Raw genomic sequence first — 18,930 nt, 5'->3', positions numbered from 1 at the left:
TGTCCATCCGTCAGAAAAACGGCTTTCACCGCCAGGGCGGCGAACCTTCCGTTTTTCAGCCAGCCAGACCCATGACTAGACCCGCGCACCAACGGGGAGCGGGCTTCGCCCTCCCCCCTTCGTTCCGGAGGATGTGAGAGCACATCCACCGGAACGGTGGGTGAAGGCTTCGCCCACTGCGGGGCTATGCGTGAAATAGGAAATTAGACGATGGCGAAACTCACGAAGGCACAGCGCAAGGCACATGCAGAAGCCGAGGCAATTCTAACCAAGGATCGGCTCACCGAGGACGAGCGCGAGTTTGTTTTTCGCAATTGGCATGAGGGCGCGGAGTTCATCAATGGCGAAGCAGGCGCTTTCTTCACGCCGTTTGATCTGGCTGGTGACTTCGCACTCGATGGCGCTGGCGGTCGCGTGATCGATCTTTGCGCGGGTATCGGCGTTCTCTCCTATTTCGTCGGCCAGCGTGCCAGGTATGGCAGCCGCGCCACGGAACTGACTTGTGTGGAGATCAATCCGAAATACTGCGAAGTCGGTCGCAAACTTGTGCCGGAGGCCCGCTGGATCAATGCAGATGTTTTCGACTGGCGGGAGTTGGACCTTGGCCGCTATGATATAGCGATCGGCAACCCGCCATTTGGCCGCGTCCGCCGCAGCGCCAACGGCCCGCGTTACCGTGGGAGTGAGTTCGAGTTTCATGTGATCGACATTGCCGCCGAGCTGGCCGACTATGGCGCGTTCATCATTCCGCAGCAGTCCGCATCTTTCCAATATTCAGGCCGCCATTTTTATGAGCGTCATACGAAGGGAAAGGGTGTGGATTTCGAAAATGCGACCGGCCTTACTATGGATGCCGGCGTCGGCGTCGATACATCGATTTTCAAGAACGAATGGAAAGACACAAGCATCATCACGGAGATTGCATGTTTTGATTTTGCCGAGGTTTGTCGTGTAAAGTCGTCTAAGACAGAATCTGTTTCCCTGCCGCTTGCGGCCACTCATCAGGCCCAACAACTGGCACTATTCTGATATAGGTTCGATCTGGTACGAGATTGATTGTGTGAAAGGCCGCGTCGGCCTTCGCACAACGAGTTTTGAGAGCGAAAGCAGCAAGCGCGGAGCCAGCCCGCGCAACCAGAGAGGATGGGCCGCTCTGGCTGAGGCGACAGGCCTCGCTCTCAAACGGAGGTAACAATATGTGGCTTATGCCTATTAGCGTTGCCCTAGAATTGAAAAGAACCCGGACGAGCTGGACACTCACGATCCGGGTTCAATTCATTAGCTAGGAAACGGAGCGTCGGGGAAACCCGGCGCTTCACTCCGCAACTGAATATAACTCCGTTGCACAAAATTTCCAAGCGCCCCCGCCCCCTGTAAAAATCTCTGGTAACATCGGCACTCGATTCGGCGTCGATTCTGGCCAATAGAAACAAGATTCGTAAGATTTCAGAGCAGTTTTTTTGCCTCGCATCGCGCCCTTGTCGGGCGCAATAATCGAATCTTTTGGGAAAACCTTTGATTTTAAACGGTTTTCAGCGCGCTACGCCAACCTTTCGCGAAAAATCGAAGAAAGGTTTGATAACTCTTTTATGTTTCACTATGGTATGCGCCAACTGAGGCAGGAGAATCATTCTCCACCTTGGGATTTTAACAGCAACGGAGACGATAGACAGGCCCAAAAAGAAAAACCGCTCCCGAACAAGTCCGGAAGCGGGTGGATGTAGAAAATAAATAAGCCAAAACCTTTTTCACATCCTTCCGCCTCAAAGTCAATAATAAAAACGCCGGTTCGGCGAACGGTATCTCTTTGCCTTGTCACAGCTTTTAGAAAGCGGACGATAATGGGGACGCCATTCAACTCTACCCGGCCTACCGGCCGGAAGATCACGCCTGACCGCGTGCGATACCTTGCGCTTGCAGAGCAAACGGAGCTTGGTATCGTTCAACGGTCCGATCTTGCGATACTCGTCGACAAGCTTATCTGCACAGGTCTTGTCAATTCGACTGAAACCACACTGTTAAGGTGCCTCATCAACACGGCTCCTAAAAAAGCGTTTGAGAAAAACGGTCGGCCCGTGGTTTTCAAATCGAACCGACAACTCTCGTTCGAGATTGGTCGTTCAGAGAACCGCGTCAGTGCGATTTTGTCGCGCCTTTTTGATCGCGGCCTCATCACCATGCAGGATAGTGGGAACTACAAGCGCTACTCCGAACGATCGTTAGAGGGCGGCGCAACAGAGGCGTGCGGGATCGACCTTCGCATCCTCGTCGCGCGTTACAGCGAGCTTTCTGAACTGGTCCGAACGACACAGCAGGAAGAGGCGGCGACGAACGCGGCGGCGCGGCGATATCGCGGCAGCTTGCGCATGGTGCGCAATCTCATAGATGAGGCAGAGGGAGTGGCGTTTCAGGTCGCCGCAAAGCTTCAACGACGGCTGCAGCGGATCATCGATAGAGTTGGGAAGCCAGCCCGCGCTCCAAGCGCTGTCTTGCATCGCGCAACCAGCCTGCTCGAATGGATTGCAAGGCGCATTAGCGGGGTCGCCAAGCAACAAGAGCAGCCATCCTGCAACGAAAATATAGTATGCCTGTATCGCGGAAACGATAAGCACATACAGAATACAAACCCCTATCCCAATCTGTCTGGTAATGATGAACGGCGTTCGGCTACCGCCGCACAACATAATTTGCAACGGGCTGGCTACGCCAGCAAAGGGGCTTTTGAAGAAAGCCTGTGCGGCGAAGCCGAGGGTGACAAGCGGCCGATGAGGCAGTCGGATGGCCTAGTGGCACTTAGCGACCTGCTGCGCGCTGCGCCTGTAATAACCCAAACGTGGGGGTTCCGCGTCCGGACGTGGGCAGATTTGATGCGCGCCCTGCCCGATATGGCCGTGGTTGCCGGGATATCCCCGGACGCCCGCGACCGCGCCATCAAGCAGATGGGCCAACAGGCGGCCGCGGTTGCGATTGCCGTCACCCTTCAAAAGCAGGATATGCAGGAGGTTACATCGCCGGGAGGCTATCTGCGGGCCATGACCGAACGGGCGGCAGCTGGCACCTTGCATCTGACCCGCTCCGTGCACGCTCTCGTCAATCGCAATATCGCTGAGGCGCGGATATGAACCGGCTCGCGATCTCATTGGCAGCGGGATTGCTGATTCAGGCGTTTCCTGCGGGTGCTGAACCCCCTGTCTCGACGATATCGGGGACAGCCAGGGTCATCGATGGCGATACCATAAGCATCCGCGATCAACGGATTCGACTTGCTGCGATCGACGCTTGCGAGGTTGATCAAAGCGGCACCAGGGGCGGCGCTGAATGGCCGTGCGGTAAGATCGCGCGAAGTTTGGGGTCAGAACAAGAGCAGTCCGAAATCGTACGCTAAGGACGAACGGAATGAGAACTTACGCGGCGTTCCTTAGCCTAGCCGGAAAGCGGAGCGATCGAAATCCGTTCGGCATCTGATGTTCGGCATCCCATGTGTAGATGCCGGTAAGGTTGATATGTTCCCAACTGAGCGGCGATATGTGTTTCAATAGAGTATCAGGAATGTCTCGCCCCGCTCGTTTCAGCTGTGTGACCGCGCGATCAAGATAAACCGTATTCCAGTGCACGATCGCACTGACGACGAGATTGAGCCCCGAGGCGCGGAAAGCTTGGCTTTCGAACGACCGGTCACGGATCTCGCCTCGCTCGTGGAAGAACACAGCGCGTTTCAGCTTATGGGCGGCCTCTCCCCTGTTGAGACCGGCTTGGCATCTCCGCCGCAATGCCGGACTTGAGTACCATTCGATCATGAAGAGCGACCTTTCGATACGGCCGAGTTCGCGGAGCGCCCTCGCGAGATGGCTTTGCTTCGGAGATGCGGACAGCTTCTTCAGGATCGTAGACGGTACCACGGACCGCGTCGTGATCGACGCCGCGAGATGCAGCAGATCGTCCCAATGGTCGAGAATCAGGGCGGTGTTGATCGGCGCCCCGATATGGTTCGACAGGGTTGGATATGCATCGCTCCTCTCGAACGTGTGGAACTTCCGGTCTTTGAGATTGCGCAGTCGCGGTGAGAACCGCTTTCCGATCAAGGCGAACAGCCCGAAGATATGATCACTGGCACCGCCCGTGTCGGTAAAGTGTTCCTGAATGTCGAGCACCGTGTCCTGGTCGAAGAGCCCATCGAGCACATAGGCCGCCTCGCTTTCGGTCGGACTGATGGGCAAAATGCCGAAGTAGCCGTACTGATCTGATAGATGGCTATAGAATTTCGTCCCGGGTTCGCTGCCGTAGTGCAAATTGATGTCGCCGCGCTTTGCGGCTCGGTCACTCGCACGAAAAAATTGGCCATCTGACGATGACGTTGTGCCATTGCCCCAAAGGCGGGAATGCGGATGCTGGGTGTGGACATCGGTGATGCACGCTTGCGCCGCGCGGTAGGTCTCCGATCGGGCATGGAATGTGCGCATCCACCCAATCTGGTGAGCGCTGATCCCCTTGGATGCGCCCGCCATTCGCTTTGGGCCGAGGTTCGTCGCATCGGCCAGTACACCAGCGAGCATGGCAGAGACATTTTTCGGGATGTCGCCGGTACGAACATGCGTGAAGTGATCCGCAAAGCCGGTCCATTCATGCACTTCCCTTAACAAGTCGGGAACCTCGACCAACGGATACATATCGCTGATCTCGGCATTCAGTTCCTCTGCTGCCACGGGGACTTCGCCGACGGTTGGTGTGACGATCAACGTTCCGGCCTCAAGACGAACTCCTTCGAGCTTTCCGGATCGTGCTCTGTGCGCAAGACGCTGCAGGTTGAACTCGAGCATCTGGCACGCTTCAGCAAGCCACTGCGCGCCGTCGCCTTGGACCCCCAAACCGAGACGATCTTCTTCCTTCATCGTGATGAATGTCGACCGCGGCATCAGATGCTCGTCAATCGGCCGGAAAGATCGGCTGCCGTCGACCCAAATGTCCGCAGATCTAAGCCGGTCTCGCAAAGCCGCTAGCGTGGCGATCTCGTAGAGACGGCGATCAGGTTTCCCTTGTTCGAAGATAAGCCGTCGATCAGTTTGGCTGAGATGGGTGAGCGGCACGCGATCAGGGAGTGTCCGCCGCTTCTCGGCATAAAGCCGTTTCAGCAGCGCAATTGCCGCCAGAAGCGGGTCGTGGCGATGCGCCGAGCGAAACGTGAAGGCCTGAAGAAATGCACCAATGTATTTGTGGACGGTCGCGTATTGTTCGGCTGCCACGGTCAACGGCGGTGCCTCGTTGTCGTCGACCATCGACTCAAGCTCAGGCTTCATCCGAAGCAACCGGTCCCAACCGACTTTTTGGTCGAGAACATCCAATGCGTTCCGACCATGGTCGTTGGCGGACTGCAGTGCGGTGATCGTATCTAGAAACATGCGCAGCGCTTTGGCGGTATTCGCCCTGCAGTCCATCTGTCGCTGCTTCTTTCGATTGTTGGCTTGCGAGAACAATTTACCCATCAGCTTGATGAACATCGTCACCGCATCGTCCGTGAGCTTCTGGCAAAGCTTGATGACTTGGGCCACGATCAGAGCGTGGCGACGGCTGGCGTTGAAGTCGTTGGCAAGCCAAGCCGGCGTTGCGTTGCCCTCCCGGATCATCTGGTCCCACCGTCCGGATGACACGCGCGCCTGCAGTTCCGGATCGATCTCCAGCCGCCGCAGAAAGGCTATCCGCTCGGTCAGCCCGACGAGGTTCGACGCGGCCGGCGCTTCTGGTGCCGAACGCAGCCAATGAAAGCGGGTCTGGCCGATCGACGGGTCAACCTCTAACAGCCTATCCAGTGATTGAAGCCTATCGAGTGGGATGTCTTCAATCAGGGTTCTTTCTGCTCGCCGCCGGGCTATGGCACGGCCGGCAAGGCCGATGCGTTCGATCGTGTCGATCGCCGGCAGAAGAGCGCCGCGTTCGCGAAACGCGGCGACAGTCGAACTGGCTATCGCAGCACCGTCGTCGGACAAGGTCGCCGCTTGAATTGCCGCCAATAGCGCGGCGCGGCGATCTTGCAGCGTCGCGCTTCTCGTATCCAGATACACCATTAGCCGCGCCATATGATCCCGACGGGTTTCTTCGCGGCGTGCATAGAGGGCAAATTCGTCTGGAGCGGCGCCGATCTGATCAGCAACATACTTCAGCATGGCGCGAGGCGGAGTTTCTTCTGCTCCAAGCACTCGACCCGGGTATCGCATTAGACATAGCTGGATGGCGAAGCCGAGCCGATTGTGATTACGTCTCCGGATCTCCGGATCGTGTCCCGGGGAGTGGTGTAGCTTAGAGGGGTCAGAACAAGAGCTGCTCGAAATCGTACGCTAAGCTTGAACGGAGCGGGAACGCTTGATTGACCGCATTTCAAAAAGGGCATCTATGACCGGACATTCTGGAACCTGATCGCCGGTGCATTGCGCCGCCATATTCGACATGGCCCGCTCCAGACGCCGCAAATCGGCGATTTTCTGACGGATATCTTTCAAATGTTCGATGGTGAGCGCATGGACCTCCCGGCAGGTGTAGGTATGCCCATCGACCAGGCGAAGCAGGCCGCGCAACTCGTCCAGGCTGAAGCCGAGTTCACGGCCGCGCCGCACGAAATGCAGCCGCCTTGCGTGTTCAGTTGTGTAGATACGATAACCCGCTGCGCTGCGGGCGGGCTTCGGCATGACGCCGATTTTCTCGTAATAGCGGATCGTCTCTATGTTGACGCCGCTGCGCTCGGACAGCACGCCGATCGAAAATTCATCATTCTGTGTCATCACATAGCTCGCACAAATCCGTGAAAATTTCTCGCTTGACCCTGTAGTCGCTACAGGCACTAGGGTCACGATAGATCAATTGCGGGAGCATGTGAACGATGATGCAGGATGAAACACGGACGCTGGCAAATACAGTCACAGAGCCAGCCGAAAAGGGTTTTGATCGGGCAGCATTGCTGTCGGTCGGCGGCATCGTTGCGGCACTGGGCGCAGCAACCTGTTGCGTGCTGCCCTTTGCCTTGTTCTTCGCTGGCATCAGCGGCGCGTGGATCGGCAATTTGACCGCGTTCGAACCCTACCAGCCTGTGTTTATCACGATCGCGCTCGCCTGCCTCGGCTACGGTTTCTATCTCGTCTATCGCAGGCCGAAGGCGGCTGAATGCGCCGAGGGTTCCTACTGCGCGCGTCCATCATCCCATCGGAACGCCAAGATCGGCCTTTGGGTCGCAACTGTCTTGATCATTATCGCCGTGGGCTTTCCCTACGCCGCCCGCCTTGTCCTCGATGCTTAATCCCAAGGAGAATCTCATGAAAATCCTGCCCCTCATTGCCCTTACTGCGTCCCTGCTGACGGGTGGTCACGCTTTTGCCGCCGAGCAGACCGTAACCTTGAATGTTGCCAATGCCACCTGCGAACTCTGCGGCCCGATTGTGAAGCGGGCGCTCAGCAACGTTCCAGGCGTGCTCGAAGTTGATGTATCGGAGGCGACCGGCGCGGCGATCGCGAAGGTGCGCTTTGACGACAGCCAGACGAATGTCGCCGCGCTGATCACCGCAACCACCAATGCTGGCTATCCGTCCGGCGTTTCGCAGTAAGGAGGTTCAGCATGACAGATGGAAAGTTCATCGGCCTTGGCGGAGTCGGGTTTCTCGCCGTCATCTGTTGCGCCGCGCCATTTCTTTTGGTCGCCGCTGGCTCTTTTGGCTTTTCCGCATGGTTCGCAGCGGCCGGCTATGTGCTGATCCCGATCGCTCTCGCCGCGATTGGGGCGTCCGCACTTTATCTTTACCGGCGTCGGCGTTCCGCCTCATCAGCGGATGCCAATTGCTGCTCGATGAATAACAAGACAACAAAGGTGAATTGAATGTGTGAAGCTTGCGACGTTCCAACTTCCAACAAAGGCAACGGCCGTTATGATCTTGTGGTCGTCGGAGCTGGCTCGGCCGGTTTCTCCGCCGCGATCACGGCCGCCGAACTAGGCGCCCAAGTGGCTCTTGTCGGGCATGGCACGATCGGCGGTACATGCGTCAACATCGGCTGCGTGCCCTCGAAAGCCCTGATCCGGGCCACGGAGGCTGTACGTCACGCCAACGATGCGGCTGCCCGGTTTGATGGGATCGAAAGCGGCGCGCGCGTGGTTGATTGGGCCGCTCAGATCGCCCAGAAAGACGCTTTGGTTGCCGGTCTGCGACAGGCGAAATACGCTGATCTGCTGCCGGAGTACAACAATGTGGTCTACCACGAAGGTCCGGCCCGCCTCGTTGACGGCGGTGTCCAGGTCGCGGGCCAGCACATCGGCTCCGAGCGAATTATCATCACCACCGGTGCGCGTCCGGCGTTGCCGGGGATTCCGGGGATCGCTGACGTATCGCCGCTCGACAGCACGACAGCGCTCGCCCTGACCGAGCTGCCACGCTCGATGATAGTGCTTGGCGGCGGCTACATCGGCGTGGAGCTTGCCCAGACTTTCGCACGGGCCGGTGTCGAAGTGACACTCGTGTTCCGCAGCCGGCTTCTGCCGGAGGCTGAACCCGAAATCGGCGCTGCGCTTGCCACCTATCTGGCCGATGAGGGGATTAAAATCGTCAGCGGCATTACCTACGAGTCCGCCCGCAAGACCGATGATGGTGGTGTTGCCCTCGCCATCGCGCGGGACGGACGTCCGGAAATCTTGACTGCCGAGCGGATTCTTGTGGCGACGGGACGCCGCTCGAACACTGAAGCCCTTGGGCTTGCTGAAACCGGTATAGACCTGACACCGGCCGGGGCCATCATCGTTGATGATCGCATGCGCACCTCGAAGGCGGGCGTCTATGCCGCCGGCGATGTAACCGGAAAAGATCAGTTCGTCTACATGGCCGCCTATGGCGCAAAGCTCGCCGCCAAGAACGCATTGAACGGCAACAGCCTGAGTTACGACAACACCGCAATGCCCGCCGTGGTCTTTACCGATCCGCAGGTGGCGAGCGTCGGCATGACCGAAGTGCAGGCGCGGGCTGCCGGACATTCGGTTCGCACCTCCGTCCTTTCCCTCGACAATGTGCCGCGGGCGCTGGCGGCGCGCGACACGCGCGGCCTGATCAAGCTGGTCGCCGACGGGTCAACCCGGAAACTCCTTGGCGCTCACATCCTTGCACCAGAGGGTGCTGACAGCATTCAGACGGCAGCCTTGGCCATCCGCTGCGGCCTGACGATCGATGATCTCTCGGAGACGATCTTTCCATATCTGACGACTGTCGAAGGTTTGAAGCTTGCGGCTCAGACCTTCGACAGGGATGTGAAAAAACTGTCCTGCTGCGCGGGGTGAGGCGAAAGGGAAACGGGTGCCTACTCAAGTCACGGCTTAAACGGAGCGGTCGCCCTCGATCCTGACACGCATGATGGTCTGGCGGCTGGTGTCAAATTTTCTGGCGAGTGCGGAAACGCTCATCCCGCCCGCCAAATCCGAGAGAACATCCAATTTCTGCTTCTCATTGAGCCGAGCGGGACGGCCGAGGGTCTTGCCTTCCGACTTGGCTCGTTTGAGGCCCGACTGCGTGCGTTCGATCAGCAGATCACGCTCGAACTGAGCGACGGCATTGATGACGCTCATCGTCATCTTCCCGGCGGAACTCGCCAGATCGACGCCGCCGAGGGCCAGACAATGGACCCGCACGCCCAGCTCCTCCAGTTTCCTGACCGTCGTACTGACATCGATCGCATCTCGGCCGAGCCGATCGAGCTTGGTGACGATGAGCACGTCCCCGGCTTCGAGTTTATCCATCAGTCGCGAGAAACCCCGGCGCTGCGCAATGGCGACGCTGCCCGAGATGGTCTCGGTGACTATACGGCGTGGCTCGACGTGGAAGCCGGCCGCTTCGATTTCCTGAATCTGGTTTTCGGTGGTCTGTCCGGTCGTGGAGACACGGACATAGGCAAAGGTGCGTGGCATAAGGTTCAATTTCGTCCGAATAGGTTGTCCGAAAGGTGATGCCTGTCCACAAATAAGTCAAGATAATTTGTGGACAGGGTGATTTAGGCCTGTACTCAAACGACCGTTTCCGGACATGCCCGGAACCATCGACGCAAGTTTGTATGGAGTAAAAAATGGCGCGGCGGAAGTTTCTCAAAATTCAGGATCAACAGGAGCTGTTCGGCTTACCGACCGATGAGGATAGTCTGATCCGTCACTACACTCTATCTCCATCGGACCGGCTGGAGATCGAAGTCCGCAGGCGAAAACATAACCAGCTCGGCTTTGCTGTCCAGCTTTGCATGATGCGGCATCCGGGCCGGGCTCTCATGGTGCACGAAATTCCGCCGAGGGCGATGCTCAATTATATAGCCGAACAATTGGATGCTGATCCGGAGAGTTTCCGTTCCTATGCCAGGCGGGAGGAAACTCGCCGCGAGCATATCGGCCCCTGAACATTAAAGGGGCACAGATATACGGTAGGGGGATCAGACCGAGAACGGGAGAGGTCGGAAGCCTGTTTCATCGAGTGCCGGCTTGTCTTCCCATATGTAGTCACCGGTGAGGTTCACGTGCTCCCAGGTAAGCGGCGAGAGGCTGGATAGCAAATGATCAGGCACATGCTGACCGCCGGTGTGCAAGGCATCGACCACGCGGCCGGTATAGATCGTGTTCCAGTGAATGATGGCGGTGACAACCAGGTTGAGGGCGGAGGCCCGGATCGAGAGATTTTCCTGGCTGCGATCGCGGAAGCGGCCGAGGCGATGGAGATTGACGGCCCGCACGAGGCTGTTGCGGCTTTCCCCTTTGTTCAGTTCTGCCGTTGTCGTCTTTCTCAGTTCCTCGTCGTTGATCCAGTCCAGCGTGAACAGAGTTCGCTCGATCCGGCCCATCTGACGTAGTGCCTGGGCAAGACCGCTTTGCCTGGTCGTTGATGACAGCCGTTTGAGCATGAGCGAAGCGCTGACGGTGCGGGTGCGCAGTGAGGTCATCAAGCGCAGAATCTCGTCCCAGTGCGCCCGGATCAAATCGGCGTCGATGCGATCGCCCATGACATTCTGGAGAATGCCATACTGCTTGCCGGGGCCAAAGCCGTAGAGGCATCGGCCATCGAGATCGGGAATGCGCGGGACAAATGCAAAGCCTAGCGCATGGCAGAAGGCGAAGACGAGATCACTGACGCCGCCACCATCGACATGATGGCGCACGATGTCGAGGCCCGCATCCGTTTCGAGAAGCGCGTCGAGAACATGGACGGCCTCGCTCGCCGTGGCGGCGATGATTTTGGTATGGAAGGGAGCATATCGACCGGAGATCGCCGTGTAGAGCTTGATGATCGGGTTGGTTCCGTAACGGCCGTTGACGCCACCGGCGATTTCGCCGCCATCGCCGAGATGGATATGTTGTCCGTCGGAAGACGATATCGTGTTCGAACCGAAAACAGTGGCGATCGGCGCCGCGTGCTGGGCTTCGACCAGCCGGGCAAGTGCCAAGGTGAAGGTTTCCTCCCGGAAGTGCCAGATCGCCATCTGCTGTAGCTGGCGGCGTGTGATGCCGGGGCAGGCCAATGCCATCTTCGAGAAGCCGAGATTGGTGGCCTCGGCGATGAGCGCGGCATAGAAAATTCGCATATCGCCCGGCGTTCGGCCTGTCTGAAGATGCTCGAACAGTGAGCTGAAACCGGTCATTCGATCCACGTCGGCGACAAGATCCGTCAACCTGATCGGCGGCATGCTGCTCGCAACTCTCCTTGCGAAGGCGAGCGCGGCTTCGGTCTCGGCAGTTTTGACCGCAGGCACCCGCAGGCCCTTCGCGCCGATCCGCGTGTCGCCGCGACCCGCCTCCAGCCGGCTTGCTGCCTCACGCAATTTTTGATCGAGCGCCTCGGCTTTCTGGGCGAGATAGATCTCGACATCAACCGGGATGGCGACGGGAATGCGGGCCTCGGCCTTGATGATGGAATAAGTCTGATGGGAGATCATGCCCTCATCGAGGGCGCGATATGTGCGAGAACCTTTGATCCAGATCTCGTTGGCAGCGATCCGGTTCTTCAGCTCAACGATGACAAAGATTTCCAGCATTCTGCGGTCAACCGAGCCATCTGGCGTTCTGATTTCCTTGCTCCACCGCTTGTCGACCAGATCGAGCGCCGCTTTGATCCATTGCGCGTCCAGAGAGCGACGGCGGCTTTTCCCTGCGGCCGTCATTTGCATCACCACGTTGATGAAATCACGGCTCTGACGATTACCCTCGAACGTGAAGGCTGCCAGGAATGGTGCTGCAAAGCGCCGGATACGCATATATTGGGGCTCCGTGGGCATTTCTACATTAATACACGCTAAGGGAATTTGAAGTTGTTTGGATTGAAGCGGTTAGCCCGGATTGGCCTGAAGCGTTCGAGGGGTCGGTCAATTTCGTTCCAGAGGTAGTCGCCGGTGAGCGCGATATGCGCCCATGGTAGTGGTGCGACCTGGGAGAGCAGCTCGTCCGGAATGATAATACCCTGACTGCTGATATAATCGACAGCACGGCTGAGATAGACAGTGTTCCACAGGATGATGGCGTTGACGACGAGGTTAAGACCGGACGCGCGGTAAGCCATGGTTTCGGCGACGCGGTTGCGCAATTCGCCGAGCTGGTGGAGGAAGATGGCGCGTGCGAGAGCATGACGGCTTTCACCCTTGTTGAGGATCGCATGCGATCTGCGGCGCAGTTTCGTATCGAGCAGCCAGTCGCAGATGAAGATCGAGCGTTCTATCCGGCCCATTTCGCGCAGGGCCTGGTTCAGCCGGTTTTGTCGCGGCGACGCTGCCAGCTTCTTGAGGATGACGGAAGGCGGCACCAAACCTGCAGCGATCGAAGCCTTCAGCCGCAAGACCTCATCCCAGTGGTGCTCGACGACATCCATGTTGACGGTTCCAGCGATCAGCGCGTCGAGCGGTTCGTAAGCCGGATCGCGATCAATGACAAAGAGCCTGCGATTGCCGAGATTGCGGATACGGGGAATGAGCCTGTAGCCAAAGGCGTGGAACATGGAGAACGTCGTTTCGGTGGCGCCAGCGGTATCGGTTGCGTGCTCATAGATTTCGACGGAGCTTTCGTTGTGAAGGAGGCCGTCGAGAACGTAGGGGGCTTCGCCCTCGGATGCCTGGATCATGCGGGAGAAGAAGGAAGCAAAACGGTTGGACAGGAAGCCATAGATCGACGCCCCCGGTCGCTTGCCGTATTTTGCATTGTAGTCGAGGCTGGCTTCGCCACGCCCGCCAGCCGGAAAGAACTGTCCGTCCGAGGAGGAGATATGGCCGTCACCCCAGATCGCGGCAAAGGGATGGGCCTGCTGCGCATCGACCAGCACGGCGGTCGCCGTGGCGTAGGTTTCCGATCGCATATGCCTGTCCACCATCAGCATCATCTGGTGGATCGTGACGCCGCGTGAGCTTTCCGCCATACGTTCGGCTCCGGCATTGGTGGCGTCGGCAAGGATCGCTGCCATCAGCGCTGCCTCGTCGTTTGCCGTCTCACCGGTACGATAATGCGTGAAGCTGTCGAGGAATTTGGTCCAGCTTTGCACCTCGGCAAGCAGGCTGGTGATCCTGATCCGTGGCACCAGAACATATAGTCGGCGGCTGAGCGCGACGATGCTGTCGCGCTCCTCCTCGCGGATCGGCGAGATCGACAGGCCCTTGTCGGAAATCGCTGCATCCGGAATAGCATTGGCAGCCGCCGCCTTTGCCAGCTCTTTCAGCTTCGCATCGAGCGTGGCGGTCCGTTCTGCTCGCCATTCGGCAAAGCTGTCGGGGAGTGCGAGCCCGAGCCGCCCCTCGGCGCGCATCAGCTCGAAGATCGGCCGAGGCAGAAGATAATCCTCGAAACTGCGCCATGCCCGGCTGCCTTCGACCCAGATGTCACCGGCCCTCAGACGCTCTCGCAGGTGAACGAGGACCGCCACTTCCCAGGCGCGCAGGTCGATATCGGCACTGTTCGGGCGCACGCAGCGTCGCCATTTGCGGGTCAGAAAGGCGAGCGGCACCTGCGCCGGCAATTTCCGGCCGCCATAGAGCGCGCGCAGATGGTCCACTGCTACAAGGATCGGATCATCAGCACGAAACGACCGGAACGAGAACGTGCGGAACATCAGTCTGCCCAGCTTGCGCAACGATTTGTGCCGCTTGATGAGCTCGTCGAATTCGTTACTGCGATCAGGGTGGACGACAGATCTGGCTGCCGCCATGCTGGCGACCAATCCGTCCCAGCCGAGGGAGGCTGCGATCGCCGATGCAAGATCGGTTTTGCTCGCACGAGCGGCCAGAAGCGCCTCGCCGAGCTTGAGATGCTCAAGCGCCACCCCATCAAGAACCTCGGCCTCTTTTAGCCGGCGTTCCGTGCGGCTGATCTCGGCCTTGCGGCGGTTGCTCCCAATCATTTTGCAGAACATGTCGATCGTCAGGTCGGTGATCGACGCCTGTCTCTCGATGACGAAGGCGGCCAGCGTGGCGTAGCGACGTTCGGATGTCAGGCGTCGTATCTCCCGGGCATGCAGAATGCGTGCATCCCTGGCGATGATGCCGTAGCGATTGGCATGGATCGTCTTGCGACGGTCGTCGGGAATGGCGGCTGAGCGCAATACCTCGAGGCGGGCGATCAAGCCTTTGAGGTTCTTCAGCTTCGCCCCTTCAGGTGCTTCCGCAATCCAGCCAAGGTGGCTCCGATCGCCGGCCCGCTCAGCGAGGAGCTGATCAAGCGCCTCGATCGAAGGCTGCTCCAGATCCCGGATCAATTCGCGATAGGCTTGTCGACGCGCCGCCGCCCGGCCGGCCAGTGCCAGACGGATCAGCAGCTCCGGCATAGGAACGAGCAACTTTCGTTCCTTCAAGGCTTCGATCACGGCCTTGGCGATCGGCGCACCTTGTTCAGTGGCCGCCGCCTCGCGTGCCGCCGCCGTTATCAACTCGCGATAGTCACTCGTCCGGACAGGCTGAAGCTCCAGTGCAGAGACGATCTCGCGCGCGTGTTCCCGGCGCGTTTCGTCGCGCTGGGCGTAGAACTCGAACACTGCAGGGTCGATGCCCAGCTGGTCGGCGACAACAGAGACAACCGCCTGAGGTGGAACTTCGCCTATTCGCAGCAGACGGCCCAGATCACGCACCAGTGCGAGTTGGATCGCAAAGCCAAGCCGATTATGCGACCGGCGATGTTCCTTGACGAAGACAATATCCTCGGAAGTCAGTGCATAGCGCGCTTGCGCATCTTCATAAGCTTCGGGTGGTTCGAATAAAACGGCACGCGATTGCTCATCGAGAAACGCCATCAGCCACGGTCACTCGTCAAACTACGGTTTCGGGCGTGCCGGTCTTGCCGGGGCCTGTCCATCCAGTCCGCTTCAACGTGTCGATCAAGGTCGAGCGCGCCACCTTGAACGTCCGGCACACGGACGCCTTGCTGGCGCCAGCTTCCAAAGCAGCTAGAACCTGCTCGACCTTTTCCGCATCGATCGTTGGAGGTCTCCCGCCCTTACGGCCACGTCGGCGAGCCGCCGCCAGGCCGGCATTGACCCGCTCGGTGATCAGCACTCTCTCGTATTCTGCAAGCGAGCCGAACAGGTTGAACAGAAACGCGCCGTGCGAATTCGTGGTGTCGATCGCCTCCGTGAGAGATCGGAAGGCGACACCACGTTCCTTCAAATCCTCGACGATACGGATCAAGTGGGAGAGTGACCGGCCTAACCGATCTATCTTCCAGACGACCAGGACATCGCCTTCGCGCAATTCGCCGAGGCATGCCTTCAGACCCGGCCGGTCATCACGCGCTCCGGAAGCGCGATCCTGATGGAGATGGCGCTCATCGACCCCGGCCGCGAGCAGGGCATCGCGCTGCAAGGCAACCGACTGGCGCTCGTCACTACTCGATACCCGCATGTAACCGATCAACATGTGCGACAAACCTCAAATCAGGTGTTGCCGCACAGCCTAACATTCCGACAGGGTTTGTCGCGCAAAAAATGGCCCTATTGCGTGGCCAGTTTGCCCCGCGATCACGGTGAGCGGAAATCATGTGTTTCCCGTCACCTGCAAAATGCCCTTAGCGTGTATTAATGTAGAAATGACCACAGAGCCCCGACATGGCCAAGTCCGGAGCAACAATCAAGGAGATCGTGCGCCGGACCGGATACAGTCGCGGCCTTGTCCGACGCGTACTGCGTGGTCAACGTTCGGATGTCTTCCGCGTCCGTGAGAACTCGCTTGAACTCTACCTGCCCTGGCTTGACGCTCAATGGACGGCCGGAAACCGGAATGGAACGGAGCTATGGCGGCAACTCAAGAGCCAAGGGTTCCGCGGCTGTCTTCGAGTTGTCACCGAGTGGGCCACACGCCGTCGAAAAGCAGAGAAGGCCGATGCGGGCGCGTTGAGCCGAGCGCCTTCGGCCAGGACCATTGCGCGTCTCATGACCATCGGCCGCGACGACCTTTCCAAATCTGAGACCGTGACGGTTGCGGCGATTGAGGGTGGCGTGCCGCTGCTGGTTGAGGCCCGGGAAGTCATCGCCGCCTTCCAGGCCATGATCCGCAAGAAATCTCTCGCTGATCTCGATACATGGTTGGAACGCGCTCGATCGGGCTTGGTCGCCTCCTTCGCCAACGGTGTCGTTAGAGACCGAGCAGCCGTCAGCGCAGCAATCTCTTCACCATGGTCCAACGGCCAGACGGAGGGGCAGATCACCAAGCTCAAACTTGTGAAACGCCAGATGTACGGCCGCGGAAAAATTGATCTCCTCCAAGCCCGCGTCATCGGCGCGGGATAAAATCCATCACCACCAAAACTGCGTCAGAGCCCTTATTCCATGCCTAATCACAGACCGATTGCTCCGTAGCGATTGGAGCCAGACGGGCAGACCGCCGGGAAAGGACTTCCTTTCGACCCTCAGCTCTCCCATCAAGTGCTCGATTTCAAGGACCTCATCCTTAATTAAGTCGTAGGTGGCGGCATTCTCGAGCGCGTCGATTCCTTCACGTATCTTGTCGACTTCCTCTTCGAGAGCGTTGAGATCGGACCTAGCCTCGTCGAGATCCTTCTGCCTGACGAGCTGCACACTGTCCTTGATACGCCGCTCCTCCGTGCCGATGTCGTCGAGTTCCTTTTGAATGCCTTTGATTGAGCGGTATATGTCGACATCGATACCTAGGAGCATGAGATGCGGAGCGTAATTGTCTGGGATCCGCGACTTCGTGTCGAAGCAGCTCACGATGGATTTGAACTCCGACCGCTCGTCCCGGACCAGCGGTCCAAGGATCTCGCGGAAACCAATCTCTGACCTGTCATCCCCGAACAGTCGAGCCGCGAGAAAGTCAGTTGCGTCTTCCACCTTGGCAAACGTCGTCTCGCGATCCGCCACAGTGATACGCGGGCGCTCCGCCTCGGCGACAGACCTTCTGATAGTGTAAGGGATCCCGTGCATTACGAAATCGATGCAGATAAATGTGGCGGGATCGAAGGCTGCCTTCGGAATTCTTGTCACGCGGCTGTCGGACTTGCGCTTCAGGAGCGCGAAGTTCACGAACTCGATGCAGAGCGATTTGCCCACCCCGTTGTTCTTCGAGCTTGTCGCATCGCTCTCACCCAGGATGATATTGACCCCCTCCCCAAACACGATGGGGTCAATCGCGGGTGGATCTGTGTATAATCGCTTAATCCGCATCGCGCGCGATCAGGTAAGGTTCATCGAAATCAAGCAAACCGACGGCATAGAGAAACGTCAGTCCGTATAGAAAGGAGTTGGATGAGAACCAGGACTCGCGCTTGAACCGGTCCACCACGTCGAAGATGCTGACCCGATGCTTACCTGAATCTTTCAGGTAACGAGCGATCTCGAAGCCGACGATCGCAGGTGATTTGTTCAGGGCCTCGTCTTTCAGAAAGATGCTAGGCACTTTGCGACCTCTTGTTCGGAAAGACGTTGCACATGATTAGCTGATCGATGAGGTAGTACCTGACCGCACCATCATCGAACCCAGCGTCGCTGCTTCCCATCATACCGAGAACTCGCTGAGTCAAGAGCTCAAGTGCCGCTTGAGGATCGCCTCCGCATTCAGTCAGAACGCGGTCGCTCCAGTTCATGAGGTAGATCTGCAGCTTCCGAACCCGGATGTGGCCGAGATCCGTGTGCGCGTTCACTTCGGACAGGACGCGACCATAAAGTTCATGGAGATCGACATACTGCTGCGTCAAGAATGGGGCATGATCTGCGAAGCGATCGTGAATCTTGCCGTCGGGATCAGGATCCTCGCGATTGTCTCCTGACGACAACCCCTCTTCCGCGGAGCTCAAGACCTCGATGAGACGCACGAGAGTGCCGACTTCGTTAGAAAGCTTCGGTTCGCGTACAAGCAACTCGCGAGACAGGAAATCGTGGCATGCCTCCATCTTCGCGGTTGAGAGGTCTCCGATTTTTTTAAGAAGATCAGCGATGTCCCAGACATCGTCGCCAAACGACAATTTAAACCGATCGTCGCCCAGTCCCGTCTCGCGATATTTTTTCTTTTGGCCTACAATGAGCATGACGAGGCGATCGTACTTCGTCTGCAGCCCCTTGCCGGTAAAGCGATCAAAGGTGTGCTTGATCTTAGAGAGGTCGGGCGTCGATGTAACTTGGATCGCGATCCGACTGCTATCGCAGCCGAGATCAATCGCGGTGGCGTTTGGCTCGACGATGTTGATGTTCTGCAGGTCGTAGTCGAAGGCAAGATTGAGAAGGTCACGGAAGAAATTTTCTGCATGGACGTTTATATCTTGCAAGTTTAATTGGTTCGACTGCTCCACGATGACCCGCAGATGCGTCATCCTGTAAATAATACCTTGCAGAAGTTGAGCGCGGTGCATTCCCATGTGACCTTCCATCTTCGCACACCGAAAACTTATCGCTGACTTAGGCTGAATTCTCAATCACGATTGATGGAGAAGATTCCACTTTTGAGCGCAAAAGACTGTCTAGA

The 18,930-nt window shown here is 58.1% G+C and carries 13 protein-coding genes and 4 pseudogenes; 8 read left to right on the top strand and 9 right to left on the bottom strand.

Annotated elements, in window-relative coordinates; translation table 11 throughout:
• Positions 1-210: 210 nt before the first annotated feature.
• Complete coding sequence (locus G3A56_RS28115; RefSeq protein WP_142174410.1) at positions 211-1,029, top strand: class I SAM-dependent methyltransferase; 819 nt, start codon at positions 211-213, stop codon at positions 1,027-1,029.
• Between the two features lie 812 nt (positions 1,030-1,841).
• On the top strand, positions 1,842-3,122 hold the full coding sequence (gene repC / locus G3A56_RS28110; RefSeq protein WP_164057017.1) for a plasmid replication protein RepC: 1,281 nt from the start codon (positions 1,842-1,844) through the stop codon (positions 3,120-3,122).
• 282 nt (positions 3,123-3,404) lie between these two features.
• Here repC and G3A56_RS28105 read toward each other — a convergent pair.
• Both G3A56_RS28105 and G3A56_RS28100 read right to left on the bottom strand, forming a co-directional pair.
• Positions 3,405-6,263 (bottom strand): annotated as a pseudogene (locus G3A56_RS28105) (Tn3 family transposase); the annotation flags it as partial.
• A gap of 66 nt (positions 6,264-6,329) precedes the next feature.
• Complete coding sequence (locus G3A56_RS28100; protein ID WP_023517540.1) at positions 6,330-6,770, bottom strand: MerR family transcriptional regulator; 441 nt, start codon at positions 6,768-6,770, stop codon at positions 6,330-6,332.
• A gap of 98 nt (positions 6,771-6,868) precedes the next feature.
• Here G3A56_RS28100 and G3A56_RS28095 point away from each other — a divergent pair, with 98 nt between their 5' ends.
• Genes G3A56_RS28095 through merA form a run of 4 tightly spaced genes read left to right on the top strand, consistent with a single transcriptional unit; the run spans position 6,869 to position 9,298 of the window.
• Entirely contained in the window at positions 6,869-7,282 is a 414-nt protein-coding gene (locus G3A56_RS28095) for a mercuric transporter MerT family protein (RefSeq protein WP_003501072.1), read from the top strand.
• Between the two features lie 16 nt (positions 7,283-7,298).
• Positions 7,299-7,586 carry a cation transporter gene (locus tag G3A56_RS28090; RefSeq protein WP_164057016.1) on the top strand — a complete coding sequence of 96 codons (288 nt, stop codon included), beginning with the start codon at positions 7,299-7,301 and terminating at the stop codon, positions 7,584-7,586.
• Between the two features lie 11 nt (positions 7,587-7,597).
• Positions 7,598-7,855 (top strand): hypothetical protein, encoded by a 258-nt coding sequence (locus G3A56_RS28085; protein ID WP_003501076.1) that lies wholly within the window; start codon positions 7,598-7,600, stop codon positions 7,853-7,855.
• Entirely contained in the window at positions 7,856-9,298 is a 1,443-nt protein-coding gene (merA, locus tag G3A56_RS28080; protein ID WP_164057015.1) for a mercury(II) reductase, read from the top strand.
• A gap of 36 nt (positions 9,299-9,334) precedes the next feature.
• Here merA and G3A56_RS28075 read toward each other — a convergent pair whose 3' ends face one another.
• A complete protein-coding gene (locus tag G3A56_RS28075) occupies positions 9,335-9,922 on the bottom strand; it encodes a recombinase family protein (RefSeq protein ID WP_003501080.1) in 588 nt (195 codons plus the stop codon).
• Between the two features lie 155 nt (positions 9,923-10,077).
• Here G3A56_RS28075 and G3A56_RS28070 point away from each other — a divergent pair.
• Positions 10,078-10,389 (top strand): annotated as a pseudogene (locus tag G3A56_RS28070) (DUF4158 domain-containing protein); the annotation flags it as partial.
• Between the two features lie 42 nt (positions 10,390-10,431).
• Here the strand turns inward: G3A56_RS28070 and G3A56_RS28510 are convergent.
• The 3 genes and pseudogenes from G3A56_RS28510 to G3A56_RS28055 form a co-directional block, all read right to left on the bottom strand.
• Positions 10,432-12,240 (bottom strand): annotated as a pseudogene (locus tag G3A56_RS28510) (Tn3 family transposase); the annotation flags it as partial.
• Positions 12,241-12,281: 41 nt separating this feature from the next.
• Positions 12,282-15,251 carry a Tn3 family transposase gene (locus G3A56_RS28060; protein WP_003501156.1) on the bottom strand — a complete coding sequence of 990 codons (2,970 nt, stop codon included), beginning with the start codon at positions 15,249-15,251 and terminating at the stop codon, positions 12,282-12,284.
• 16 nt (positions 15,252-15,267) lie between these two features.
• Entirely contained in the window at positions 15,268-15,873 is a 606-nt protein-coding gene (locus tag G3A56_RS28055; protein ID WP_003501158.1) for a recombinase family protein, read from the bottom strand.
• A 188-nt stretch (positions 15,874-16,061) separates the two neighbouring features.
• Between G3A56_RS28055 and G3A56_RS28050 the strand changes: the two are divergent.
• A pseudogene (locus G3A56_RS28050) lies at positions 16,062-16,742 on the top strand (transposase); the annotation flags it as partial.
• Positions 16,743-16,748: 6 nt separating this feature from the next.
• On the opposite strand, the gene G3A56_RS28045 reads toward G3A56_RS28050, so the two are convergent.
• The 3 genes from G3A56_RS28045 to G3A56_RS28035 are packed head-to-tail and all read right to left on the bottom strand — an operon-like array spanning position 16,749 to position 18,823.
• Positions 16,749-17,636 (bottom strand): AAA family ATPase, encoded by an 888-nt coding sequence (locus G3A56_RS28045; protein WP_210255093.1) that lies wholly within the window; start codon positions 17,634-17,636, stop codon positions 16,749-16,751.
• Entirely contained in the window at positions 17,626-17,868 is a 243-nt protein-coding gene (locus G3A56_RS28040) for a hypothetical protein (protein WP_035226358.1), read from the bottom strand. The genes G3A56_RS28045 and G3A56_RS28040 overlap by 11 nt, the downstream gene beginning before the upstream one ends.
• The gene (locus G3A56_RS28035) at positions 17,861-18,823 is read right to left on the bottom strand and encodes an SMEK domain-containing protein (RefSeq protein WP_225337950.1); all 963 of its coding nucleotides are present in this window, start codon (positions 18,821-18,823) and stop codon (positions 17,861-17,863) included. Before G3A56_RS28035 ends, G3A56_RS28040 begins: the two co-directional genes overlap by 8 nt.
• Positions 18,824-18,930 lie beyond the last annotated feature (107 nt).

Origin of the sequence: Rhizobium oryzihabitans, from assembly GCF_010669145.1 — a bacterium.
Classification (GTDB): domain Bacteria; phylum Pseudomonadota; class Alphaproteobacteria; order Rhizobiales; family Rhizobiaceae; genus Agrobacterium; species Agrobacterium oryzihabitans.
This window is presented reverse-complemented; position numbering and strand designations above follow the sequence as displayed.